Raw genomic sequence first — 24,173 nt, forward strand, 5'->3', positions numbered from 1 at the left:
CGAGTCATGCCGCGAGGCACGTTGAAGGGGCCGGTCCATGGTGAAGAGGCGCGAGCCGACAGCGCGTCAGTTGCGGCTGGCCACCGAACTGCGCAGGCTCCGCGAAGCGGCAGGTCTCAACGCCCGCCAAGCGGCCGCCCTGCTCGGGGTGGCCCCCGCCCAGATCACTCACATCGAGTCCGCGCTCGCGGGCGTCAGCGAGCAGCGGATCCGTCGCATGGCGTCCCACTACGCCTGCACGGACACCGAGTTCATCGACGCGCTGGTGGCGATGGCCACGGACCGCACACGCGGCTGGTGGGAGGAGTACCGGGGACTGCTGCCCACCGCGTTCCTGGACCTTTCCGAGCTGGATCACTACAGCTCGTTTCTGCGCGAGGTGTCCATCCTGTTCGTGCCTGGTCTCTTGCAGACAGAGGACTACGCACGCGCGGTCTTCTCCTCCCGGGTGCCGGAACTCACGCCCGAGGAACTTGAGCTGCGTGTCCGTTACCGCATGGCGCGCCAGGCGATCGGCACGCCCTACGAGGTGATCGTCCATGAGGCCGCGCTGCGCATCAGAGTAAGAGACCGTGCCACTTCGAAGGCCCAGCTCAACCGGCTCCTCGATCTCTCCCAAGCGGACCACGTCACCCTGCGGGTCATCCCTTTCGATCTGGACGGCTTCTCCAGGGCCTCAAGCACCATGACGTACGCAGGTGGCCCGGTGCCCAAGCTGGACACGGTGGTACGCGACGCTCCCCACGGCTCGGTTTTCATCGACTCCGAAGCCCAACTGGACGCCTATCGAAAGCGTTTCCGTAAAGTGAAGGATGTATCACTCGACCCCGAGCGATCCCGCGACTTCATCCACGGGCTGACGAAGGAGCTGTGAGGCACCCATGGCCGCTCACGACAACTGGCGAAAGTCGTCGTACTCCGGCGAGGGCGACGGCAACGCCTGCGTCGAGATCGCAACCTCCCCCACCCACACCGCCGTCCGCGACTCGAAAGCCCCCGCCCGGGCCACCCTCACCTTCCCCGCCCCCGCCTTCGGCGCCTTCCTCGCCACCTTGAAAGCGCAGGACTTGCCGTGAGGCCCGCCGGAACCAGCCCCGACCACTGGCGAAAGTCGTCGTACTCCGGAGAGGGGGACGGCAACGAGTGCGTGGAGATCGCAACCTCCCCCACCCACACTGCCGTCCGCGACTCGAAAGCCCCCGCCCGGGCCACCCTCACCTTCCCCGCCCCCGCCTTCGGCGCCTTCCTCGGCGCTCTCAAGCGGGCGGCGCGCTGAGCCGGGCCGGCGGGGTCAGCCGCCGCACTGCCTCAGCATCGCCTGCTTGTCCGCCGTCGTCACCGGCAGCTTGTACTTGAGCGAGACCTGGGCGAACCGCACGCTGTACGCGCACCGGATGCCCTTGTTCGGCGGCAGCCAGGTCGCCGGTCCCGAATCGCTCTTGGAGGAGTTGGCGGGGCCGTCGACCGGCAGCAGGTTGAGGGGGTCGTTGGCGATCTGCTCGCGCTTCTCCTTGGGCCAGTGCGCGGCGCCCATCTGCCAGTCGTAGGACAGCGGCATCACGTGGTCGATCTGCACGGTGGCCGCGTGCGCCTTGGTCCACTGGATCGTCTTGCCGGTGTACGGGTCGTGCAGGGTCATCGCCACCAGCACGCAGTTCGAGCCCTTGCGGAAGCTGACGTCCTGTCCGTCGCGCTTGAGGACGTCGTCGCGGGTGTCGCAGCCGTTGTGCGCGAAGGGCACGCCGTTCACGGAGTCCATCCAGGCGTAGCCGAACTGGTCGCGCTTGTACCCCGTCTTGGGGCCGCGGCCCTTCGTCGCCACCGTGCCTATGAGCTTGCGGGCCGCCGCCCGGTCCGACTCGCCGGTCAGCGGCGCCAGCCCCGGCTTCGTCCCGTCCGGGTTGGCCAGCGGACTGACGGAGTGTCCGTCGGAGGACGGAGCCGGCGCGCCGCTGCGCGTCGCGGGCCCCGCGCCGTGGACCTCGTCGCCCTTGCAGCCCGCGACGAGGGCGAGGGCCGCTACGGCGCACACCGCCGCACCACCGCGCACGAGCGGACGCCGCACCGCGCGCCCCGGCCCCCGCTCCCCGGCTTCCCGGTACCTCTCCACGCCCATGAGCCCTCCCCTTGCCTTGCCGTGCGTGGCCCGCACCTGGTGCGTGCGGGCCTGTCTTACCTGTGCCCACGGTAACCAGGAAGGTGTGCGCCCCACTTGGGGGCGCACAGAGGCAAAAGGAGCGAAAAGGGCGTATCGAGTGTTACGACCCGAGCACCGAGGCCAGGAACTCGCCGACCCAGCCGAGCAGTTCGCGGCCGACCAGCGGCTTGCCGCCGACCTTCGCGGTCTTCGGGCGGGGGACGAGCACCTGGTGGGTGGCCGGCTTGAGCAGCGAGCCCGGGTAGAGGCGCTTGAGGCGCAGCTCCTGCGACTCGCGCAGCTCCACCGGGGCGAAGCGGATGTTGGTGCCCTGGAGCACGATCTCACCGACCCCGCAGGCGCGGGCGAGCATGCGCAGCCCGGCCACCAGCAGCAGGTTCTCCACCGGCTCGGGCAACTTGCCGTAACGGTCGGTCAGTTCCTCGCGGACCGCCTTGATGTCCTCCTCGCTGTTGGCGGAGGCGATGGAGCGGTACGCCTGCAGGCGCAGCCGCTCGCCGGGCGCGTAGTCGTGCGGGACGTGCGCGTCGACGGGCAGCTCGATCTTGACCTCCAGCGGCGGCTCCTCCTCGGCCCCGCCGGTCTCCAGTTGCCGCCGGTAGTCCGCGACCGCCTCGCCGACCATGCGGACGTACAGGTCGAAACCGACGCCCGCGATGTGGCCGGACTGCTCGCCGCCCAGCAGGTTTCCGGCGCCGCGGATCTCCAGGTCCTTCATCGCCACGTACATGCCCGCGCCCATCTCGGTGTGCTGGGCGATGGTGGCCAGGCGCTCGTGGGCCGTCTCCGTGAGCGGCTTCTCCGGCGGGTAGAGGAAGTAGGCGTAGCCGCGCTCGCGGCCCCGGCCGACCCGGCCGCGCAGCTGGTGCAGCTGGGAGAGGCCGAAGTTGTCGCCGCGCTCCACGATGAGGGTGTTGGCGTTGGAGATGTCGATGCCGGACTCGACGATCGTCGTGGAGACCAGCACGTCGAACTTCTTCTCCCAGAAGTCCACGACGACCTGCTCCAGTGCCTGCTCGGACATCTGGCCGTGGGCGGTGGCGATGCGCGCCTCGGGGACGATCTCGCGCAGCCGGGCCGCCGCCCGGTCGATGGACTCCACCCGGTTGTGGATGTAGAAGACCTGGCCCTCGCGCAGCAGCTCGCGGCGGACCGCCGCGCCGATCTGCTTCTCCTCGTACGGCCCGACGAAGGTGAGCACCGGGTGGCGCTCCTCGGGCGGCGTGGTGATCGTGGACATCTCGCGGATGCCCGTGACGGCCATCTCCAGGGTGCGCGGGATGGGGGTCGCGGACATCGTCAGCACGTCGACGTTGGCGCGCAGCTTCTTCAGCTGCTCCTTGTGCTCGACGCCGAAGCGCTGCTCCTCGTCGACGATGACCAGGCCCAGGTCCTTGAACTTGGTCTCGGAGGAGAACAGCCGGTGGGTGCCGATGACGACGTCCACCGAGCCCTCGCGCAGCCCTTCGAGGACGGCCTTCGCCTCGGTGTCGGTCTGGAAGCGGGAGAGCGCCTTCACCTTCACCGGGAACTGGGCGTAGCGCTCGGAGAACGTGCCGAAGTGCTGCTGCACCAGCAGGGTCGTCGGGACCAGGACCGCGACCTGCTTGCCGTCCTGGACGGCCTTGAAGGCGGCGCGCACCGCGATCTCCGTCTTGCCGTACCCCACGTCGCCGCAGATCAGGCGGTCCATCGGGACCGTCTTCTCCATGTCCTCCTTGACCTCGGCGATCGTGGTCAGCTGGTCCGGGGTCTCCGCGTAGGGGAACGCGTCCTCCAGCTCACGCTGCCAGGGCGTGTCGGCGCCGAAGGAGTGCCCGGGGGCCGCCATCCGCGCCGAGTACAGCTTGATCAGGTCGGCGGCGATCTCCTTGACCGCCTTCTTCGCGCGCGCCTTGGTCTTGGTCCAGTCGGCGCCGCCCAGGCGGTGCAGGGTGGGCGCCTCGCCGCCGACGTACTTGGTGATCTGCTCCAGCTGGTCGGTGGGGATGTACAGGCGGTCGCCGGGCTGGCCGCGCTTGGCCGGGGCGTACTCCACCACCAGGTACTCGCGGGTCGCGCCCTGCACGGTGCGCTGCACCATCTCGATGTAGCGGCCCACGCCGTGCTGCTCGTGGACGATGTAGTCACCCGCCTCCAGGGTGAGCGGGTCGATGGTCTTGCGGCGGCGGGCCGGCATGCGGGCGCCGTCCCGGGTCGCGGTGCGCTGCCCGGACAGGTCGGTCTCGGTGAGGACCGCCAGCTTCAGGGCCGCGTCGACGAAGCCGTTGTCGATGCAGCCGCACGCCACGTGCACCACCGACGGGGAGATCTCACCGAGGTCCGCGTCCAGGCGGGCCGCGATGCCCTCGCCGCCCAGCACCTCCACGGTGCGGGCGGCCGGGCCGTGGCCCTCGGTGACGTAGACCGTGCGCCAGCCGTCGGCGAGCCAGCCCTTGGTGTCGGCGAGCGCCTTCGCGGTGTCGCCGCGGTACGTCTCGGGGGCGTGCATGCCCAGCTTGAGGGTGTCGGTGTCCTCGGCCGCCTCGTCGGCGGCGAACGGCGACACCGACCACCACATCATGTCCAGCTCGCGCGCCCGCTCCCGCACGTCCGCGATCGACCACAGGGAGGCCGCGCCGACGTCGATGGGCGCCTCGCCGCCGCCCGCGGTCGCGGCCCAGGACGCCTGGAGGAACTCCTGGGAGGTGGCCACCAGGTCGGAGGCGCGCGTGCGCACCCGCTCCGGGTCGCACACCACGGCCATCGCGCCCTTGGGCAGCACGTCGAGGAGCAGCTCCATGTCGTCGACGAGGACCGGGGCCAGGGACTCCATGCCCTCCACCGCGATGCCCTCGGCGATCTTGCCCAGCAGTTCGCCCAGCTCCGGGTGCTGCTCGGCCAGGGCACGGGCGCGCGTGCGGACGTCCTCGGTGAGCAGCAGCTCGCGGCAGGGCGGGGCCCACAGGCCGTGCTCGGCGACCTCCAGGGAGCGCTGGTCGGCCACCTTGAAGTAGCGGATCTCCTCGACGTCGTCGCCCCAGAACTCGATGCGCAGGGGGTGTTCCTCGGTGGGCGGGAACACGTCGAGGATGCCGCCGCGCACGGCGAACTCGCCGCGCTTCTCCACCAGCTCCACGCGCGCGTAGGCGGCGGCCGCGAGGGCTTCGACGATGCCGTTCAGGTCGGCGGTCTGCCCGGTGCGCAGGGCGACCGGCTCCAGGTCGCCCAGGCCCTTGACCTGCGGCTGGAGCACCGAACGGATGGGAGCGACGACGACGGAGACCGGGCCGGTCTCCGGGTCGTCGGGCCTGGGGTGGGCCAGGCGGCGCAGGACGGCGAGGCGGCGGCCCACGGTGTCGCTGCGCGGGCTGAGCCGCTCGTGCGGGAGCGTCTCCCAGGAGGGGTACTCCACGACGCCCTCCGGCGGCAGCAGCGAGCGCAGGGCGGCCGCCAGGTCCTCGGCCTCGCGGCCGGTCGCCGTCACCGCGAGCACCGGGCGGGCGGCCTCGCGGGCCAGGGCGACGATCGCGAAGGGGCGGGCGGCGGGCGGGCCGACGAGGTCGACGTGCATCCGATTGCCGTCCGTGGCCGCGGTGATCGCTTCCGCGAGGGCGGGGTCCTTGACGACGGCGTCGAGCAGACCGTGCAGGCTCATGGAGGGGGCTTCCGTCCGGAGGTGGGCAACGCGAAGGGCCCGGCTCGGAGTGCGGGCCGGGGGTTCCTTCAGCGTACGACGCCGGGGCGGGAGCGGTCGGGCCTGTGGATAACGCGCGGGTATCGAACGCGTGTCCGGTAACCCGGGGGGTGGCTGGACCGGGGGGGCTGGACCGGGGGCGTGCCCGCCGCCCCTTCCCGTCCTGGGGGCTGCCGTGCCCCGGCCCCCGCTTGGCTTGGCCGGCCTTCGTCCTCGAACTCTCCCCCGGGGCAGCAGGCCCCGGACCGGCCGGACACACGCACCCGGGGGCGGGAAGCCCCATGGCCTCCCGCCCCCGGGCGGATTTCCCCGTGACCCCCGTTCACGAGGGGTCCCTCGCGTCGCTAGTCCGTCGCGATCGCGTTCAGTACGTTCATCCGGCCGGCGCGGAAGGCCGGGACCAGCGCGGCGAACAGGCCCACGAAGGCCGAGCCGACGAAGACCGCGGTGATCGTCGGCCACGGGATGTCCAGGACACCCAGGCCCTCCAGCGCGAGGAGCTTCTGGGCGGTGGCGCCCCAGCCCATGCCCAGTCCGAGGCCGAGCAGCGCGCCGAACAGGGCGATCACCACGGACTCCATGCGGATCATGCGCCGCAGCTGCCGGCGGGACAGGCCGATCGCCCGCATCAGGCCGATCTCCCGGGTCCGTTCGACCACCGAGAGGGCCAGCGTGTTCACCACACCGAGCACCGCCACGATGATCGCGAGGGCGAGCAGGCCGTAGACCATGTTCAGGAGCTGGCCGACCTGGTCCTTCAGTTCCTGCTTGTAGTCGGTCTGGTCACGCACCTGGTACTGCGGGTACTGCTCCAGGGACTTCTTCAGGGCCGCGTACGCCTGCTTCTCCTGACCGTCCTTGGCCTTGGCGAACATGATCATGTTCGGCGGGACGCGGTCCTGGGGGACGTACTTCTCCATGGTGGTGATGGACAGGTAGCGGGCGCCCTTGTCGATGGCCGTGTCGTCGCTGGTGACGGCGGCGACCTTCAGGTGGGCCGTCCTGCCGCCCTTGAAGGCGACGGTGAGGGTGTCGCCGGCGTGGATGCCGTGCTCCTTGGCGTAGTCGGCGCCCACCGACATCGCGTCGGGGCCGTAGGCGTCCTTCAGCGAGCCCTCGGTGACCGTGCGGCGCACGTCGTCGGCGTAGGACGGGTCGGCGGCGGTGACGTTGTCGTCGACGCGCTTGCCGTCCGGGGAGGTCAGGGTCGCGTCGAGCACCTTGTAGCGGGTGGTGTGGTCCAGGCCCGGCGTCTGCCGCATGGCCTGCTCGGCCTGCGGGACGATGCGCTGGTTGCCCTGGACGATGAAGTCCGCGCCGACCGTCCTGTCCAGCTCGTCGGTGGCCGAGGCCACCATCGAGGAGCCGACCACCGACAGACAGGCGACCAGGGCGAGGCCGATCATCAGGGCCGCGCCGGTGGCGCCGGTGCGGCGCGGGTTGCGCAGCGCGTTGCGCTCGGCCATCCGGCCCACCGGACCGAAGGCCCGCAGCAGCACCGCGCTGATCACCCGGACCACCCCGCCCGCCAGCAGCGGACCGATCACCACGAACCCGATCAGGGTCAGCACCACGCCGAGGCCGAGGACCGCCGAGCCGTCGCTCGCCTTGTCGGCGGTGGCCGCCGCGTACAGGGCGGCCGTGCCCGCACCGGTGAGGACCAGGCCGATCAGGGCGCGCACCCAGCCCGCCCTGCCGTCGGCCGGCGTGCCGGCGTCGCGCAGCGCGGCCATCGGGGAGACCTTGCCGGCGCGGCGGGCCGGCAGGTAGGCGGCCAGGACGGTGACGACGACGCCGAGGACCAGACCGGCCACCGGGGTGGTCGCCTTGATCGTCAGGTCGTCGGTGGACAGGTCCATGCCCGCCGCGCTCATCAGCTTCATCAGGCCGATCGCGATGCCGACGCCCGCGCCGACCCCGAGGACGGAGCCGACGAAGCCCAGCAGCAGCGCCTCGACCAGCACCGACCGGTTGACCTGCTTGCGGGAGGAGCCGATCGCCCGCATCAGGCCGATCTCCCGGGTGCGCTGGGCGACCAGCATGCTGAAGGTGTTGATGATCAGGAAGATGCCGACCAGGAAGGCGATCCCGGCGAAGCCGAGCATGGCGTACTTGATGACGTCCATGAACGAGCCGACGCTCTTGCGGTTCTCGTCGGCGTTCTCCTCGGCCGTCTGGATCTTGTACGCGGTGGCCCGGGTCCCGGCGCCGTCCAGGGTGCGCGCCACGTTCCGCTTCAGCTGCTCGTCCGGCACGCCGGGGGCCGCGGTGACCTCGACCTGGGTGAACCGGCCGGTCGCGCCGAGCAGGCCGCGCTGGGCGGTGGCGGTGTCGAAGTAGACGACGGAGGCGCCCGGGTTGGTCACCTTGAAGGCGGCGATGCCGACGATCCGGGCCCTGAGATCACCGGCCTGCGCGATGGTGCGCAGCTCGTCGCCGAGCTTCAGGCCGTGCTTGTCGGCGGTGTCCGCGTCGACCATCACCTCGCCCGTCCCGTGCGGAGCGTGGCCGGAGGTGATCTCCATCGACTTCAGCTCACCCGGGCCCCAGTTGCCGGCGATCGTCGGCGCGCCGTTGGAGGAGCCCATGTTCTTGTTGTGGCTGTCGACGACCGTCACGTTCGCCGAACTGACCCCGCCTTCGACCGACTTGACGCCCTCGGCGTGCCGGACCCGGTCCAGCGTGGCGGCCGGCAGCGTCTCGGGCACACCGCTCTGCGGGCTGTCGTCGTTCTTCGCGTCCTTCGGCGAGACGGTCACGTCGGCCGCCGTCACCGCGAACAGCTTGTCGAACGTCGTGTTCATGGTGTCGGTGAACACCAGCGTGCCGCACACGAACGCCACCGACAGCAGCACGGCGACCGCGGAGAGCGCCATGCGTCCCTTGTGCGCGAAGAAGTTGCGCAGGGAGGTTCTCAGCACGGTCATGACGTACGCCCCCGGGCGTCGAAGTCCTTCATGCGGTCCAGGACCTGGTCGGCCGTCGGCTGGTACATCTCGTCGACGATCCGGCCGTCGGCGAGGTACAGCACCCGGTCGGCGTAGGAGGCGGCCACCGGGTCGTGCGTCACCATCACGATGGTCTGGCCCAGCTCGTCCACGGAGCGGCGCAGGAAGCCCAGCACCTCGGCGCCGGCCCGCGAGTCGAGGTTGCCGGTCGGCTCGTCGCCGAAGATGATCTCCGGCCGGGCGGCCAGGGCGCGGGCCACGGCGACGCGCTGCTGCTGGCCGCCGGAGAGCTGGTTGGGCCGGTGCTTGAGCCGCCCGGCCAGACCGACCGTCTCGACCACCCTCTCCAGCCAGGCACGGTCCGGCTTGCGGCCGGCGATGTCCATGGGCAGGGTGATGTTCTCGATCGCGCTCAGCGTCGGCAGCAGGTTGAACGCCTGGAAGATGAAGCCGATCCGGTCCCGGCGCAGCTGCGTGAGCTTCTTGTCCTTCAGCCCGGTGATCTCGGTGTCGTCCAGGTAGATCTGACCGCCCGTCACGGTGTCGAGTCCGGCGAGGCAGTGCATCAGCGTGGACTTGCCGGACCCCGAGGGGCCCATGATCGCGGTGAACTGGCCGCGGGCGATGTCCACGTCGACGTGGTCGAGGGCGACGACCCGGGTCTCCCCGGATCCGTACGCCTTCACGACCTGCCGCGCCCGCGCGGCCACGGCCGTGGGATTTCCAGTACCCCCGTGCCTGGGAATGGTCACAGCCGTTGTCACGGTAAGTCTCCTATGTCGGTCATGCTTCGAGCGGGATGCGGGGCGGTGGGCGGTTGAGCCGGGTGCGGGGGCGGTCCCCGCCGTGCGCGGCGCACGGTGTGGAGCGTGTGCCGCGGGTTGTCCGCGCGCCGCGGGTGTCCGCGGGTGCGCTGTGCTGGAGCGGTGCTCCCGTCACGACGACGAGTCTGCTGTGCGCGTGCCCCCCGGCGCGCTGGTGCTCAGCGCAGTCTTCCGCTGGGGAAAACCCCACCCCCGTCGGTGCGGTCCACCGCCCCCCAGCGGCGTAAAGCCAGACTAAGGACGGCGCGCGGCCGTCTCGTCCTCCGACAGTACGAACCCTCCCCGACCTCAAGTACGGACCTCCCCCTAGGGGCTGTCCGCCGCCAGGTGGAGTCCGTCTCAGGGTTGTCTCCACCCACCGGCCCACGGAGCCTCCACCCTCGCGCCGCGTCAGGGTCAAGCCGACGGCCGTCGGTTCCGCCTGCCCAGCGCCTCCTTGCGCGGCAGTACGCCCAGGGTGGGCGTGCCCACGGTGGTGCGCACATCGACGAACGCGCCCGCGTGGCGGTCCTCGCCGGCCTGCCGCAGCAGTTCCCCGGCCGGATCGGGGCGCGCCGTGCACCGGCCGGGCGGGCGGGCCGTGCCGATCCGGTGGTCACCGCGCCCCGGGGTGCCGTGTGACGGCGGTGACCCGGTGCCCCGCCGCGGTTGCCCGGGCGGCGACCAGCCGCCCGGTCGGACCGTTCGCGCCGTTCATCGCGTTGGCGCTGTTCGCGCTGTTCATGCCGTTAGAACCGTTAGCGCTGTTCGCGCCGAAGACGGCGATGTTCGTCTCTTCCGTGGGCCCGCCGCTGTCCATAGGGGTCTCCCCCGCCCTGTCCGGTCCGCGCGGCTGCGGCGGACTCCACGGACAAGAGGGCGGGCGGGCCCGGAGTGGGACATCGGCCCGCGGCTACTCCGCCGACGCACGCCCCGTCAGCGCCGTGATGTCGCTCCGCACGGTGTCCATCTGCGCCCGTACGTCGTCCCAGAGTTCCCCGTGCTCCACCAGCACCTGCTCCGTCTCCCGGGCGATCCGCTCCGCCCGCAGCCGCGCCCCGGCCAGCACCTCCGCGGCGTACGCCCGCGCCTCCTCCGGCGCCCGGTGCGCCGCCTCCTGCGCCTGCGCGAGCGCCTGCTCCGCGGCGGCCAGCGCCCCCTCGGCGGCCGACAGCCGCCGGGCGTGGTCCGCCTCCAGCGCGGCCAGCCGCGCCCGCTCCTCCCGCTCCGCCGCCCCCAGCCGGGCGGCGTGCTCGCGGGACTGCTCGGCGAGCATCCCGCAGGTGCGCTGGCGCACCTCGCGCAGCGCGGCCAGCGCCTCGCCGCGGCGCGCCTTCACCTCGCTGCGGACCGCGATCCGCAGCGCGTCGGCCTCCGAGCGCGCCGCCAGGAGCCGCTGCCGGGCCCGTTCGTCGGCCTCGGCGCGCACCGCGTCCGCGTACGCCCGCGCGTCGCGCAGCAGTCGGTCCGCGTACGCGCGGGCCGACTCCACCGTCGCGTGCGCCTCCTGGCGCGCCCGCTCGCGCACCGCACCCGCCTCCCGCCGCCCCTGCTCGTACAGCCGCCGCGCGCCCTCGCCCAGCGACTCGTAGGTCTGCTCGCCGAGGGCCGCGACGGTCTCCCGCAGGGCCGCCAGCTCCGCCTCCATGTTCTTGGCCAGCACGGTCAGCCGCGCGGCCCGCTCCCAGGCCGCGTCCCGGTCCGCGAAGAGCGCGGCCGCGCAGGCGTCCACCTGTTCGGGCCGGTAGCCGCGCCCCCGGACGACCGCGAAGCGGTGGAGCGAGACCGATGACGCCGTGCTGCCCATCCTGAACCCCTCTCCGTCGTGCACCGCCGGACACCGCCGAATGGATGCGACACGATGACTGCGGGCACATCCTCAGCTATAGGGACGAAATGTTCATAACGCGACACTCCGGATGCACATCCGGCCGACGGTGCGCAGAAGAGGGGACAGAAAAAGGCCGGGCCCGGTCACTCGACCGGGCCCGGCCTCCCTGCGCCGGACGCTCACCGGGTCACAGCAGTCCGTCCCACATCTGCTCCAGCAGCACCGACCACCAGCTCTCCGGCGAGCCGAGCGCCGCCGGGTCGAGCGAGGCGAGCTGGGCCTGGAAGTCGACGGTCCAGCGGCCCGCCTGCTCCTGGTTCAGGCCGTAGCGCAGCCGCCACATCCGGCCGAGCAGGGCCAGGCAGCGCGCGAACTCCGGCAGACCGGTGTTCACGAACTGCGGCGGCACCGACGTACCGCCAAGGCCCGCCTCCACCGGCACGGCCACGATGTTCGCCGTGCCGTACTGCACACAGAGCGCCTTGCCGAAGTCGCTGCCCATGACGAGGTACGAGCCCGCGTCCGGCGCCGGCCGCACCCCCCGCTCGGCCGCCAGCTCCGCCAGCGTCGGCACCGGGCGTCCCGGCTGGGCCTGCGCCCAGAAGAACGGGCCCATGTCCAGCGGCAGGCCCGCCGCCACCAGCGTGTGCGCCACGACCGGCGGCACGCCCTGGCGGGAGACCGCCGCCTGCTCGAACCGGAACACGCCGGGCCCGAAGGCCGCGGCCAGCTCCTGGGCGATGCCCTCGGGCGGAAGGGGCGGCGCGGGCTGCACCGGCGGCAGCGGCGCCCGCACCGGCGCCGGACGGGCGGGCCCGTCGGCCACCTGGTGCAGCTCGCCCTGGTGCGCCAGGAGCTGCGCCATGCCCTGCTGACGGCTCGCGTGGTCGGTGCCGTACGGCGCGATCGACGTGATCCGCGCCTGCGGCCACTGCTCCCCGATCATCCGCGCGCAGTACGCGCCCGGCAACTGGCACGACTCCAGCTCCGTGTGCAGCTCCAGCACCTGGTCCGGCGGCACGTTCATCGCACGCAGCTCGTGGAAGATCTGCCACTCCGGGTGCGGCGTGCCCGGCGCCGAACGCCGGATCAGCTGCTGCTCGGAGCCGTCCTGCGCGCGGTAGCGCAGCACGGCCTGGTAGCCCGGACCGACCGTCGGCCGCGCCTGCGGCGGGTAACCGTAGGCGGGGGGCTGCTGACCGGGCACGGGCTGCCCCGCGACGGGCGGCGGCATCGCACCGGGCGGAGGCGGCGGCATCGCGCCGGGCGGAGGCGGCGGCATCGCGCCCGGCGGAGGCGGCGGCATCGCGCCCGGCGGAGGCGGGGGCATCGCACCGGGCGGGGACGGGGGCATCGCACCCGGAGGCGGGGGCGGGGGCTGCGGGACGCCGGGCGGGGCGGGCGGCGGAGGCACGCCGGGACCACCGGACGGGGGCGGGGCCAGCATGGTCGCCGCCTGGTGCACCCCGCCCTGCCCCGCACCCGGAGCGCCCGGGGCACCGGGAGCGCCGGGTGGCTGCGGCGGGCCGGGAACACCAGGGGTGCCGCCCGGGGCGCCGGGCGGTCCCGGCGGCGGCGGAGCGCCACCCGCCCGCCCGGGGTCGGCGAGCATCGTGGCCGCATGGTGGACACCACCCGGAGGCGTACCGCCGGGAGCGCCAGGGGCCGCCGGGGCAGGGGGCGTTCCGGGCGCCTGCGGGACGCCGGGGCCCCCGGGGCCGTCCGGGCCCAGCGACGAGACGAGCTGCGTCGGCACGTACCCGCCCGCGCCACCCGGCGCGGCGGGCGCGGCGGGCGGCGGGGCCGCGGGGGCCGGCCGCGCTCCGGGGGTGCCGGGTGCGCCCGGCGGCGGGGGCATGGGCGCGGCGCCCCGCCCACGGCTCGGCGCAGGCGGCGCCTTGCTCGTCGCGGCGTCGGCGATGTCACCCGCGTGCGGGGGAAGCGGCTGCCCGGAACCGGCCGCGCCGCCGGGGGACCCAGCGGCGGGGCCGCCCTGAGCACCGGGCGTCTGCGGGTAGCCGTACGGCGCCCCGGCCGGGGGCGGCGGCGGAGCGACCGGAGCCGGTGTGCTGCCCGGCGGAGGCGGGACGCTGCCCGGCGCGGGCGGCGGTGTCGCACCGGGCGGGGGCGCGGGCGTGCCGGGCTGGGGCGCGCCGGGAGCGCCCGCCGGGGCGGACGTGCCGGGGGCGGCGGTCCCGTCGAGCGCCGGTGCCACCGCCGTACGGGGAAGGCGGCTGCCGCCCGCCATCAGCGCGGTCTTGGCGTCCGGCGCGGTGGCCGGCGGCGCGCCGTCGTCGGACTCGCTCAGCGGCGGCGCGAACACCGTCGCGGGAAGCGGTACGGAACGGTCCTCCCCCACATCCGCGTTGGTGTCGGTCCCGGCCCACGGGGTCGCTCCCACGGGCGTACTCGGCGCACCGGGCACGCTCGGCGCACCGGGTGAACTCGGCGTACCGGGCGCACTCGGCGTACCGGGCGCACCCGCCACGGCCGGACCACCCGCCGTGCCCGCCCCGCCCGCCGGCACCCCGGCCTGCGTCACCGGCAGCGACCCGTCGCGCGCCGCACCGGCGCCGGACCCACCGGCGGCACCCGCACCGGACCCACCGGCGAAACCCGCACCTGCGACGCCGGTACCACCGGTACCACCGACCGTCGCGCCGGCCCCGGCGCCCGCGCCGCTCGCCGTACCCGCACCGGCACCCGTGGCACCCGCGGCGCCACCCGCCGTGCCGCCGTCCTGGACGCGGCGGTCCGGGATACCCATCCGGTCCGCCGCCTCCTGCAGCCACTCCGGCGGACTGAGCAGGAACGACGTCTGGTTCAGGTCCACCCGGGCCGGCGGCGCCGGCGTGTCCGCGGCCGGCTCCGGACGGCCGTACTCCTCCTCGTACCGGCGGATCACCTCACCCACCGGCAGCGCGGGCCACAGCGTGGCCTCGCCGCTGTCCCGGGCGAGGACCAGCCGCTGCCTGCCCCCGTCCGAACGCGGACCCTCCGCACGGTCCTCGGCCCACACCACGAAACCGAGTTCGAACTCCCGTACCCGCACCTCCCGGTGCTGGTACGCCGGCACGTCACCGTTGATCCACTCCTCGGCGCGCTCCTGCGCCTGCGCGAACGTCACCATCGCCGAGTTCACTCCCCCACCGCGGACACGGACGAGACCGGGACGGCCTGCGCGAACCCGCCGTCCACCATCAGATTCGCCACCGTCTCCAGCTCCGGCGGCGAACCCGCCAGCCGGGACAGGAACGCGTCGAAGTCCTCACCGCACGGCAGCAGCAGCCGCTCCACGCGCTCCGCCTGCGGCCACGCCGGATCCACGTCCCGCACATCGTCGTACGCGCAGAACCAGACCGACCCCAGCCGGTCACCCTTCACCTTCACCGCGAGCAGACCGCCCTGCACGAAACCGACGCCCAGGTAGTCCTTGGTGAGGTGATCGCGCAGGCACTTGTTGACGTAGACGAGATCATTGACCGCCGCCTCCTCACGGACCGTGAAGAAGGGCTGGTCGACCAGGAGTCCCAGCTCCGCGTCGAGCGCCGTGCCCACCGGGGCGCAGCCGCCCGCCGCCTTCAGGAAGGAGCGGTAGGCACCCGGCAGCCGGTAGCCCAGGTCCTCCTCGACGCCCTGCACCTGCTGCTCCGTCACCGCCGGCCCCGACTTGGGCAGTCCGAAATGAGCCGGCCGGGTCTCCTGCAACGGACGGGTGCCGCGCTTGGCCCGGTCGACATTCGCGGTCGCGATCCCGCCGTGGTGGCGCAACAGCGCCTTCACCTCCACCGGGACCAGTTCCAGACGCCGGGTGCCCGCCACGTGGTGCCACGTCCAGCCGTGCGGCGTCGCCACGCTCGGCACCGTGTCCCACAGGTCGTGGCCGGTCGCCGCCAGCGCCGCGTTCGCCGACACGTAGTCCGTCAGCCGCAGTTCGTCCACGCCGAAGCCCTCCGGCGGGTCCGCGATCTGCGCCGCCGCGCGCGCGTACGGCGAGAAATCGGGGTAACCGCGCTCGTCGACCCGCACACCCCTGGGGTGACGGGCCGCCCGGACCGGATCCGGGAAGTGCACGGTCTGCCCGGCGTAGGCCGCGTTCGGCGGTGCGGCCTGCCCTCCGGCCTGGCGGCCGGGTGGTACCCCCAGCCCGAGCCGACCTGTCGTCATGGCGGTTGCCCCCTGCGGCACTCTGTACGGCCCGCGGCCGGCGGCTTCCTGCTCCGCTCACCGAGACCCGTATCGACTACTACTCTCCAACGCGTCGACCGCGCGAGCGCGGCGTGCCGACAGCCTATGCGGTACGACGGCACCGGTCACCGGGCCACCGCCCGCCGCCCGCACCCGCCCCGGCCGGCGCCCCGCCACCGGCTCACCCGTGACCGTGACCGGACGTCACCCCGCGGTGACACACCGCCCAGAACCGGGCGTGTCGCACCGCCCCAGCTTCCCCACGGGCCACGCGATTTGGCACTCTGTGTCCTTCGGGGGGATGCTCGGGAGGGGACGATGATCATGAACGCGACGCAGACGGGACCGCACACCAGCGCTTCCGGCGACCCGCGGATCGGCTGGAGCAGCAGCGAGGCGCCGCACGCGCCGGTCCTCCGTCACCGCCGCGACGGCATACTCCCCACCATCGCCGCCGCCCTCTCCGTGCGCGGCGCCACCCTCACCGGCACGGCCGCGCGCAGCGAGGAACCCCCCGCCCTGCACCCGCTCGTCCAGGACTTCCTGGACACCCTCACCAGCGCCCAGCGCGACCGCTTCACCGGCCGCTGCGCCGAGACCATCCTCATCTCCCGGCACATCAGCGCCGTCGACGCCACCCGCAGCAAACGCGCCTCCCGCAAACCCATGACCAACGGCGAAGCCCGCAAAGCCCTCAAACAGGCCAAACTCACCGCCCGCCGCATCCGCGAGGACGGCGACCCGCTGCACGGCAGCTTCGCCGCCCCGTGCCGCGCCTGCACCGCGCTCAGCGCCCACTTCGGCGTCTACATCGTCGACCCCGCCGGCGGCAAGGCCTGACGGGCGCCCGCCCCGCGGCCGCACCCCGACACCCGCACGAGACGACAGGACGAACGAAGGGCCGATGCAAGCCGACCGCCGCGCCTTTGCCAAGCGCACCGCCAACCCCTCGGTGAAACCCGCACCCCCGGCCGGTCCCGAGGGACCCCCCGCCCGCTTCGCCGCTCCCGTCGACGCCGCCCTGCGCACCGCCGGCTGGCAGCCCGGGCGCTGGGACATAAAGCAGGCGGAGATCTGGGCCGACACCCTGCGCGAGCACGCCTCCCCGGCCGGCCACCGGCACACCGTCTTCCCCGCCGCCGTCGAGGCCTGGGCCGAATTCGGCGGCCTGCGGATCACCCCCACGGGCCCCGGCCGCCAGATCGCCCCCGCCACGCTCGACCTCGACCCGCTGCACGGCCTCCACATGGCCCGCACCCTCGGCGACCTCGGCCGCGCCCTCGACACCGACGTGTGCCCCCTCGGCGCCGAGAGCGACACCCAGACCCTGCTCGCCATCGACACCTCGGGCCGCGTCTACGCCCTCGACCACACCGGCGACTGGTACCTCGGCCCGGACATCGACCACGCCCTGTCGGCCCTGCTCTCCGGCCTGGCACCGGTCCGCCTGACCGCCGGCTGACCCCACCACCCCACCACCCCCGGCCACCCGGCCATCCGGCAACCCGGCGCCCCGGGCAGCACCGCCGCCACGCCCACGGGGGGAGAAAGGGGGCGGTACCTGGTGCCGGCGGACGCGTCGGGCGGCGGACGACCGGGCGGGAGACGGACTCGCGGGGCGCCGGGCGACCGCGCGGGCCGCCCGGCGGCACCGACCGGCGGACGGCACCCGCCCGGAGGGACACCGGTCGCCAGGCGGCAGCCGCGAGGAGGCGGCACCGGTCGCCAGGCGGCAGCCGCGAGGAAGCGGCACCGGTCGCCAGGCGGCAGCCGCGAGGAAGCGGCGCCGACCGACAGGCGACCGCCGGGAGGAAGCGGCACCGGCCGGCAGGCAGGCAGCCCCCAGCCCCCTTACGCCGGAATCACCGCCGACACCCGGAAACCCCCCGCCTCCGTCGGCCCCGACACGAACACACCGCCCAGCGCCACGACCCGCTCCTTCATGCCGACCAGACCATTGCCCCCGGACGGCAGCCGCGCCGCCGCCGCCGAACCCGGCTCCGGCGGCGGCCCGTTCTCCACCTGCATCGCGATCTCCGAGCCCCGGTGCGCGAGCCGCACCCGCGTCTTCGCGCCCGCCGCGTGCTTGTGGACGTTCGTCAGCGCCTCCTGCACCACCCGGTACGCGGTCTGCTCGATCTCCGCCCCGTACGGACGCGCCTCGCCCTCGACCGACAGGTCCACCACCATGCCCGCCGCGGCCGACTGCCCGACCAGCTCCTCCAGCTCCGCCAGGGACGGCCCCTCCGCCGCGCTCCCCGGCTCATCCGCCGCACGGGACGCCGCCGCGGCCGCCGCCACCCCCACCGCGACCAGCGGCACGGCGGCCGGTCCGCGCGCGGGCGGGGCGGCCCCCGGCCCCTCCCCGCTGCGCAGCACGCCCAGCATCTCCCGCAGCTCCGTCAGCGCCTGGCGCCCCATGTCCCCGACCAGCGCCGCGTTCTTCACGGCCTTCTCGGGATCCTTGCGGGCCACCGCCTGCAACGCCGCCGCATGCACCACCATCAGACTCACCCGGTGCGCGACGACGTCGTGCATCTCACGGGCGATCCGGGTGCGTTCCTCACCGCGCGCCCACTCGGCACGCTCCTCCGCCCGCTCCGCGAGCAGCTGCAACTCCCGCTCCAGGCTGTCCGCCCGCTCCCGCAGCGACTCCATCAGCCGCCGCCGGGCACCGACATAGAGACCGAGCAGCAGCGGAGGCGCGGTGAGCCCCAGCGACGTGGTGACCGCGGCGAACGGAACGAACCAGTCACCCAGGGTGAAATCACCCCGCGCCATGTCCTGCCGCACCCGCACGAACGTCACGATCATCGTGCCGACCAGCGACATCCCGGCCAGCGCCCCGATGATCCGGCGCGGCAGCTCACAGGTGGCGAGCGTGTAGAGCCCGACGATCCCCATCAGGAAACCCATCTGGGCCGGCGTGACCGCGATCGCGACCAGCACGACCGCGATCGGCCACCGCCGCCGCACCAGCAGCACCGTCCCGCACAGCAGCCCGAAGACGACACCGGCGGCCACCGGGATCCCGGCGTCCCGCGCGAACGGCACCCCCTCCGCCGCGCACTCGGCCGCCGACGCCAGCGCCAGACTCCCGTCGAACAGCGCACCGCGCCACCGCGCCCACCACCACGGCCCGGTCACAGCCGTGGCGCGCGCTTCCCCCGTCGTGGTCATGCGTCCAGCCTACGGGCGCCCGTCGGGGCTTTTCCGGCGAGTTTCGCCTACAGGCCTTGATCACGAACGGTGACCGAAGAGTATCGAAACAAGTCGATTTCCCTCGAACTGGTGAACATCGATCGTTCGAGCGCGGAACGCGGCATTCCGGCCGGACGGTATGCACATGGCACATCCACACGGCACATACGCCGACTTCGAGGGCCTGCGGAAGCAGGCTGTCGCGCTGCGGCGGGCGGGACTCAGCCGACGGCAGATCCGCGATCGGCTGCACGTCGACAACAACGACATCCTCAACCGCCTCCTCCAGGGCGAACCGGCCCCGGAATGGACGAAACGCCCCAACGCGAAGGACGACCTGCGCGACAGGGCGCGGGGACTACGCCTCCGGGGCTGGACGTACGACCAGATCCAGACGGAGCTGGGATGCTCGAAGAGCTCGATCTCACTGTGGGTACGGGACCTGCCGAAGCCGGAGCGCAAACGCAGTAGCGAGGAGGCGGCGGCCATCGCCAAGCGGGGCTGGGAGGCAGCCCTGCAAAGCCGCGAAGAGGAACGTCGACGCACGAAGGCCGCCGCCAAGGAGGCCGTCGGCGACCTGTCCGACCGGGAAGTCTTCCTGGCAGGCGTCGTCCTCTACTGGGCCGAAGGCGCAAAGGACAAGCCGTACAGCCGTCGCGAGAGATTGCAGTTCATCAATAGCGACCCGAACGTGATCCGGCTCTTCCTCCGCTGGCTCGACCTGCTGGAGGTAGAGCGCGAACGCCTGACCCTACGCGTGAGCATCCACGAGAGCGCGAACGTCGCAGCCGCTGAGAGATTCTGGGCCGATGTCGCTGGGGTGGACGTCACGTCATTCAGCGGGGCAACTCTCAAAAAGCACAACCCCCGCACCGCCCGCAAGAACACCGGCGAGGCCTACCGCGGCTGCCTGATGATCTACGTTCGGCAGAGCGCCGAGTTGTACCGTCGCATGGAGGGCGCCTGGTACGGCATAGTAGGAGGTGCCACTCGGCAACCTGACTGAATGTCCGGTTTAGCCGATATGGTCCCCCGTGGTGTAATTGGCAGCACTGTGGCTTTTGGTGCCATCTGTCCGGGTTCGAGTCCTGGCGGGGGAGCACACTCGGTTCGGGTCCTGGCTGCACCAGCCGGGACCCGCTCTCGTCTCCCCCCTCAACGGCCCCGGTATCCTGCGGATGTCCACCCCACCCAAGAGCCGAAGGGCATCCCGTGAGCGCCATTCGCCCGGCAGCCGTCGTCGTCCTCGCAGCGGGTGAGGGCACCCGTATGAAGTCGGCCACACCGAAGGTCCTGCATGAGATCTGCGGCCGTTCCCTGGTCGGTCATGTGCTGGCCGCCGCGCGTGAGTTGAAGCCGGAGAACCTGGTCGTCGTGGTCGGTCACGCGCGCGAGAAGGTGACCGCGCACCTCGCCGAGGCCGACGCCCAGGCGCGTACCGCCGTGCAGGAGAAGCAGAAGGGCACCGGGCACGCGGTCCGGATGGGCCTGGAGGAGCTGGGCGGTGCCGTCGAGGGGACCGTGATCGTGGTCTGCGGGGACACCCCGCTGCTGACCGGTGACACCCTGGCGAGCCTGGCCGCCGCGCACACCGCGGACGGCAACGCCGTGACCGTGCTGACCGCCGAGGTCCCGGACGCCACCGGGTACGGCCGGATCGTGCGCGACGGCGGCAGCGGCGCGGTGACCGCGATCGTGGAGCACAAGGACGCGAGCGAGGAGCAGCGGGCGATCCGGGAGATCAACTCCGGGGTGTTCGCGTTCGACGGGCGGCTGCTCGCCGAGGCGTTGGGTCAGGTGCGCACGGACAACAGTCAGGGTGAGGAGTACCTGACGGACGTGCTGGGGATCCTGCGGGCGGCCGGTCACCGGGTCGGTGCGTGTGTGGCGGGGGACCACCGGGAGATCGCGGGGATCAACAACCGGGTGCAGCTGGCGGAGGCGCGGCGGATCCTGAACGAGCGGTTGCTGACGGCCGCGATGCTGTCGGGTGTGACCGTGGTGGATCCGGCGACGACGTGGGTGGATGTGACGGTGACGTTCGAGCAGGACGTGGTGGTGCATCCGGGGACGCAGTTGCACGGGGCGACGCACCTGGCTCAGGGTGCGGAGGTGGGGCCGAACAGCCGGCTGACGGACACCCGGGTGGGTGCGGGGGCGCGGGTGGACAACACGGTGTCGGTGGGGGCCGTGGTGGGTCCGGAGGCGTCGGTGGGTCCGTACGCGTATCTGCGGCCGGGGACGCGCCTGGGGCTGAAGTCCAAGGTGGGTACGTACGTGGAGACGAAGAACGCGCGGATCGGTGAGGGTACGAAGGTGCCGCACCTGTCGTATGTGGGGGACGCGACGATCGGTGAGCACTCGAACATCGGTGCGGCGAGTGTGTTCGTGAACTACGACGGTCAGGACAAGCACCACACGACGGTGGGTTCGCACTGTCGTACGGGTTCGGACAACATGTTTGTGGCTCCTGTCACGATCGGGGACGGTGCCTACACGGCTGCCGGCTCGGTGATCACGCGGGATGTGCCGCCCGGTTCGCTGGCCGTGGCCCGTGGCCAGCAGCGGAATATCGAGGGTTGGGTGGCGCGCAAGCGGCCCGGGAGCGCGGCCGCGAAGGCGGCCGAGGCGGCCTCGCCGAAGACGGAGAGCGAAGACTGACCGGAAACGGGCGCGCCGAACACGGCGTACCGTGATAAGTGCACACCCGCACCCCACCAGCTGAGACGGCCTCTCGCGCACGGTTGCACGGTTTGACGAGGTCTTCTCGACACCCAGCTGCGTACACCCTCTGAGGAGACAGTGCTGTGACCGGGATCAAGACGACCGGCGAGAAGAAGATGATGTTCTTCTCCGGCCGCGCCCACCCCGAGCTTGCCGAGGAAATCGCCCACCAGCTGGGGATCGGGGTCGTCCCGACCAAGGCGTTCGATTTCGCGAACGGTGAGATCTACGTCCGTTACCAGGAGTCGGCCCGTGGCGCGGACTGCTTCCTGATCCAGAGCCACACCGCTCCGATCAACAAGTGGATCATGGAGCAGTTGATCATGATCGACGCGTTGAAGCGTGCGTCGGCCCGTTCGATCACGGTCATCGTGCCGTTCTACGGTTACGCGCGGCAGGACAAGAAGCACCGTGGGCGTGAACCGATCTCGGCGCGTCTGGTGGCGGACCTGATGAAGACCGCGGGTGCGGACCGGATCCTCGCCGTGGACCTGCACACGGACCAGATCCAGGGCTTCTTCGACGGTCCGGTGGATCACCTGTTCGCGCTGCCGCTGCTCGCGGACTACGTGGGCAGCAAGGTGGACCGCAACAAGCTGACGGTGGTCTCTCCGGACGCCGGCCGGGTGCGGGTGGCGGACCGCTGGTGCGACCGGCTGGGGGCGCCGCTGGCGATCGTGCACAAGCGCCGGGACAAGGACGTGGCGAACCAGGTCACCGTGCACGAGGTCGTGGGTGACGTGAAGGGCCGGATCTGTGTTCTGGTGGACGACATGATCGACACCGGTGGCACGATCTGCGCCGCGGCGGACGCGCTGTTCGCGCACGGCGCGGAGGACGTCATCGTGACGGCGACGCACGGTGTGCTGTCGGGTCCGGCTGCGGACCGGCTGAAGAACTCGAAGGTGAGCGAGTTCGTGTTCACGAACACGCTGCCGACGCCGAGCGAGCTGGAGCTGGACAAGATCACGGTGCTGTCGATCGCGCCGACGATCGCGAGTGCGGTGCGTGAGGTGTTCGAGGACGGTTCGGTGACGAGCCTGTTCGACGAGCAGTGATGCTCACCGCGCGGTGACGCTCGCTGCACGGTGACGCTCGCTGCACGGTGGCGTCCGCCGTGCTGTGAACTCACCGCGCAGTAACGATCGTTCTGTCGGCTCCGCCGACCGCTGGAGATCGTTTTGGGTTCGGCCTCCCCTGCCGAGTAGACTGCTGCAGTTGCTCGGCGAGGGAGGCCGTAGCCGTTCTCGGACGGATACGGCGGTCCGTTATCGACGCGCTCTTCGTAGCAGGCCGTTCGTGTGGCCGGGTGACCACTGTCCCCTACTTCTACGAGGAGTGAAGAGCATGTCCGAGGTGAAGATCTCCGCCGAGACCCGCAGCGAGTTCGGCAAGGGCGCCGCCCGCCGTGTCCGCCGTGAGAACAAGGTTCCCGGTGTGCTGTACGGCCACGGTTCCGAGCCGCTGCACCTGACGCTGCCGGGCCACGAGCTGCTGCTCGCCCTGCGTACGCCGAACGTTCTGATCTCGCTGGACATCGACGGCAAGACCAACGAGCTGGCGATCCCGAAGGCCGTGCAGCGCGACCCGCTGAAGGGCTTCCTGGAGCACGTCGACCTGCTGCTGGTCAAGCGCGGCGAGAAGGTCACGGTCGAGATCCCGGTGCACACCGAGGGCGAGCTGGCCCCGGGCGGCAACCTGCTGGAGCACGTCCTGGCCGCGCTGCCGGTCGAGGCCGAGGCCACGCACATCCCGGAGCAGGTCACCGTGTCCGTCGAGGGTCTGGAGGCCGGTGCCTCCGTCCACGCCAAGGACATCGCGCTCCCGAACGGCGTGACCCTGGCCGTCGAGGAGGACGCGGTCGTCCTTCAGGTCCTGGCCGCGCAGGCCGAGGAGTCCGCCGAGGGCGAGGAAGCGGGCGAAGAGGCCGCGGAGGCCTGATCCCGCACCCCCGCGCAGTTCGCCGGCCGCCGCTTCCTTCTGGGGGCGGCGGCCGGCGCGTATCAAGGAGAGATGGACGTGACCACCCCGGCGACTTCCGCGAGCGCGCCCTGGCTGATCGTGGGCCTCGGCAATCCCGGACCGGAGTACGCCATGAACCGGCACAACGTCGGTTTCATGGTGGTGGATCTGCTGGCCGGCCGCATCGGCGGCCGGTTCAAGCGGGCGAGCAAGGCGCAGGCGCAGGTGGTGGAGGGGCGGATCGGTCCGCCGGGGCCGGGCAGCCGCCGGGTGGTCCTGGTGAAGCCGATGTCCTTCATGAACCTGTCGGGCGGTCCGGTGAACGCGCTGCGGGACTTCTACAAGGTGCCGCTCGGCAACATCGTGGCGGTCCATGACGAGCTGGACATCGACTACGGCACGCTGCGGCTGAAGCTGGGCGGTGGCGACAACGGGCACAACGGGCTGAAGTCGATGACGAAGGCGATGGGCGCGGACTACCACCGGGTGCGGTTCGGGATCGGGCGTCCGCCGGGCCGGATGCAGGTGGCGGACTATGTGCTGAAGGACTTCGCGTCGGCGGAGCGCAAGGAGCTGGACTACTTCGTGGACCGGGCGGCGGACTCGGTGGAGTGTCTGCTGGCGGAGGGTCTGGAGCGGGCGCAAAGCGCGTACAACTCCTGACTTGTGCCGCGCCCGCGTC

General features: G+C 72.4%; 19 protein-coding genes and 1 tRNA gene. 11 read left to right on the plus strand and 9 right to left on the minus strand.

Translation table 11 applies throughout. From position 1 onward, the window contains the following. The first annotated feature begins 37 nt into the window (after positions 1-37). Genes ABZ719_RS20580 through ABZ719_RS20590 form a run of 3 tightly spaced genes read left to right on the plus strand, consistent with a single transcriptional unit; the run spans position 38 to position 1,276 of the window. Positions 38-874, plus strand: coding sequence for a helix-turn-helix transcriptional regulator (locus ABZ719_RS20580; protein WP_366726618.1), 837 nt, complete (start codon positions 38-40; stop codon positions 872-874). A 7-nt stretch (positions 875-881) separates the two neighbouring features. Further along, positions 882-1,076, plus strand: a complete 195-nt coding sequence (locus ABZ719_RS20585) for a DUF397 domain-containing protein (protein WP_366726619.1) — start codon at positions 882-884, stop codon at positions 1,074-1,076. Beyond that, on the plus strand, positions 1,073-1,276 hold the full coding sequence (locus ABZ719_RS20590; protein WP_366726620.1) for a DUF397 domain-containing protein: 204 nt from the start codon (positions 1,073-1,075) through the stop codon (positions 1,274-1,276). Before ABZ719_RS20585 ends, ABZ719_RS20590 begins: the two co-directional genes overlap by 4 nt. A 15-nt stretch (positions 1,277-1,291) precedes the next feature. Here ABZ719_RS20590 and ABZ719_RS20595 read toward each other — a convergent pair whose 3' ends face one another. From ABZ719_RS20595 to ABZ719_RS20630, 8 genes are all read right to left on the minus strand, one after another. Then, positions 1,292-2,065 (minus strand): HNH endonuclease family protein, encoded by a 774-nt coding sequence (locus ABZ719_RS20595; RefSeq protein WP_366726683.1) that lies wholly within the window; start codon positions 2,063-2,065, stop codon positions 1,292-1,294. 193 nt (positions 2,066-2,258) lie between these two features. Next, positions 2,259-5,795, minus strand: a complete 3,537-nt coding sequence (gene mfd, locus ABZ719_RS20600; protein WP_366726621.1) for a transcription-repair coupling factor — start codon at positions 5,793-5,795, stop codon at positions 2,259-2,261. Positions 5,796-6,178: 383 nt separating this feature from the next. Next, entirely contained in the window at positions 6,179-8,761 is a 2,583-nt protein-coding gene (locus ABZ719_RS20605) for an FtsX-like permease family protein (protein WP_366726622.1), read from the minus strand. Continuing rightward, positions 8,758-9,546, minus strand: a complete 789-nt coding sequence (locus tag ABZ719_RS20610; RefSeq protein WP_366726623.1) for an ABC transporter ATP-binding protein — start codon at positions 9,544-9,546, stop codon at positions 8,758-8,760. Before ABZ719_RS20610 ends, ABZ719_RS20605 begins: the two co-directional genes overlap by 4 nt. Positions 9,547-10,201: 655 nt before the next feature. Further along, a complete protein-coding gene (locus tag ABZ719_RS20615) occupies positions 10,202-10,405 on the minus strand; it encodes a hypothetical protein (RefSeq protein ID WP_366726624.1) in 204 nt (67 codons plus the stop codon). A gap of 93 nt (positions 10,406-10,498) precedes the next feature. Continuing rightward, complete coding sequence (locus ABZ719_RS20620; RefSeq protein WP_366726625.1) at positions 10,499-11,392, minus strand: cellulose-binding protein; 894 nt, start codon at positions 11,390-11,392, stop codon at positions 10,499-10,501. Positions 11,393-11,603: 211 nt separating this feature from the next. Beyond that, positions 11,604-14,546 (minus strand): SUKH-4 family immunity protein, encoded by a 2,943-nt coding sequence (locus tag ABZ719_RS20625; protein ID WP_366726626.1) that lies wholly within the window; start codon positions 14,544-14,546, stop codon positions 11,604-11,606. Positions 14,547-14,554: 8 nt separating this feature from the next. Continuing rightward, positions 14,555-15,583 carry an SMI1/KNR4 family protein gene (locus tag ABZ719_RS20630; RefSeq protein ID WP_366726627.1) on the minus strand — a complete coding sequence of 343 codons (1,029 nt, stop codon included), beginning with the start codon at positions 15,581-15,583 and terminating at the stop codon, positions 14,555-14,557. Between the two features lie 345 nt (positions 15,584-15,928). Here ABZ719_RS20630 and ABZ719_RS20635 point away from each other — a divergent pair, with 345 nt between their 5' ends. Beyond that, positions 15,929-16,444 (plus strand): YwqJ-related putative deaminase, encoded by a 516-nt coding sequence (locus tag ABZ719_RS20635; protein ID WP_199811517.1) that lies wholly within the window; start codon positions 15,929-15,931, stop codon positions 16,442-16,444. Between the two features lie 64 nt (positions 16,445-16,508). Beyond that, complete coding sequence (locus ABZ719_RS20640) at positions 16,509-17,066, plus strand: SUKH-3 domain-containing protein (RefSeq protein ID WP_366726628.1); 558 nt, start codon at positions 16,509-16,511, stop codon at positions 17,064-17,066. Positions 17,067-17,455: 389 nt separating this feature from the next. On the opposite strand, the gene ABZ719_RS20645 is transcribed toward ABZ719_RS20640, so the two are convergent. Continuing rightward, positions 17,456-18,784 carry a histidine kinase gene (locus tag ABZ719_RS20645; protein WP_366726629.1) on the minus strand — a complete coding sequence of 443 codons (1,329 nt, stop codon included), beginning with the start codon at positions 18,782-18,784 and terminating at the stop codon, positions 17,456-17,458. 166 nt (positions 18,785-18,950) lie between these two features. Here ABZ719_RS20645 and ABZ719_RS20650 point away from each other — a divergent pair, with 166 nt between their 5' ends. From ABZ719_RS20650 to pth, 6 genes are all read left to right on the plus strand, one after another. Next, the gene (locus ABZ719_RS20650; protein WP_366726630.1) at positions 18,951-19,811 is read left to right on the plus strand and encodes a hypothetical protein; all 861 of its coding nucleotides are present in this window, start codon (positions 18,951-18,953) and stop codon (positions 19,809-19,811) included. 22 nt (positions 19,812-19,833) lie between these two features. Then, positions 19,834-19,905: transfer RNA gene (locus ABZ719_RS20655), tRNA-Gln, on the plus strand. 112 nt (positions 19,906-20,017) lie between these two features. Continuing rightward, on the plus strand, positions 20,018-21,466 hold the full coding sequence (gene glmU / locus ABZ719_RS20660) for a bifunctional UDP-N-acetylglucosamine diphosphorylase/glucosamine-1-phosphate N-acetyltransferase GlmU (protein ID WP_366726631.1): 1,449 nt from the start codon (positions 20,018-20,020) through the stop codon (positions 21,464-21,466). Between the two features lie 146 nt (positions 21,467-21,612). Beyond that, positions 21,613-22,587: a ribose-phosphate diphosphokinase gene (locus tag ABZ719_RS20665; RefSeq protein ID WP_037852794.1), complete on the plus strand. Its 975-nt coding sequence runs from the start codon at positions 21,613-21,615 to the stop codon at positions 22,585-22,587. A 289-nt stretch (positions 22,588-22,876) separates the two neighbouring features. Beyond that, positions 22,877-23,470, plus strand: coding sequence for a 50S ribosomal protein L25/general stress protein Ctc (locus tag ABZ719_RS20670; RefSeq protein ID WP_366726632.1), 594 nt, complete (start codon positions 22,877-22,879; stop codon positions 23,468-23,470). Between the two features lie 72 nt (positions 23,471-23,542). Next, the gene (gene pth / locus ABZ719_RS20675) at positions 23,543-24,154 is read left to right on the plus strand and encodes an aminoacyl-tRNA hydrolase (RefSeq protein WP_366726633.1); all 612 of its coding nucleotides are present in this window, start codon (positions 23,543-23,545) and stop codon (positions 24,152-24,154) included. The last annotated feature ends 19 nt before the right edge of the window (positions 24,155-24,173 follow it).

The sequence above is a fragment of the Streptomyces sp. NPDC006743 genome (assembly GCF_040703815.1).
GTDB lineage: Bacteria > Actinomycetota > Actinomycetes > Streptomycetales > Streptomycetaceae > Streptomyces.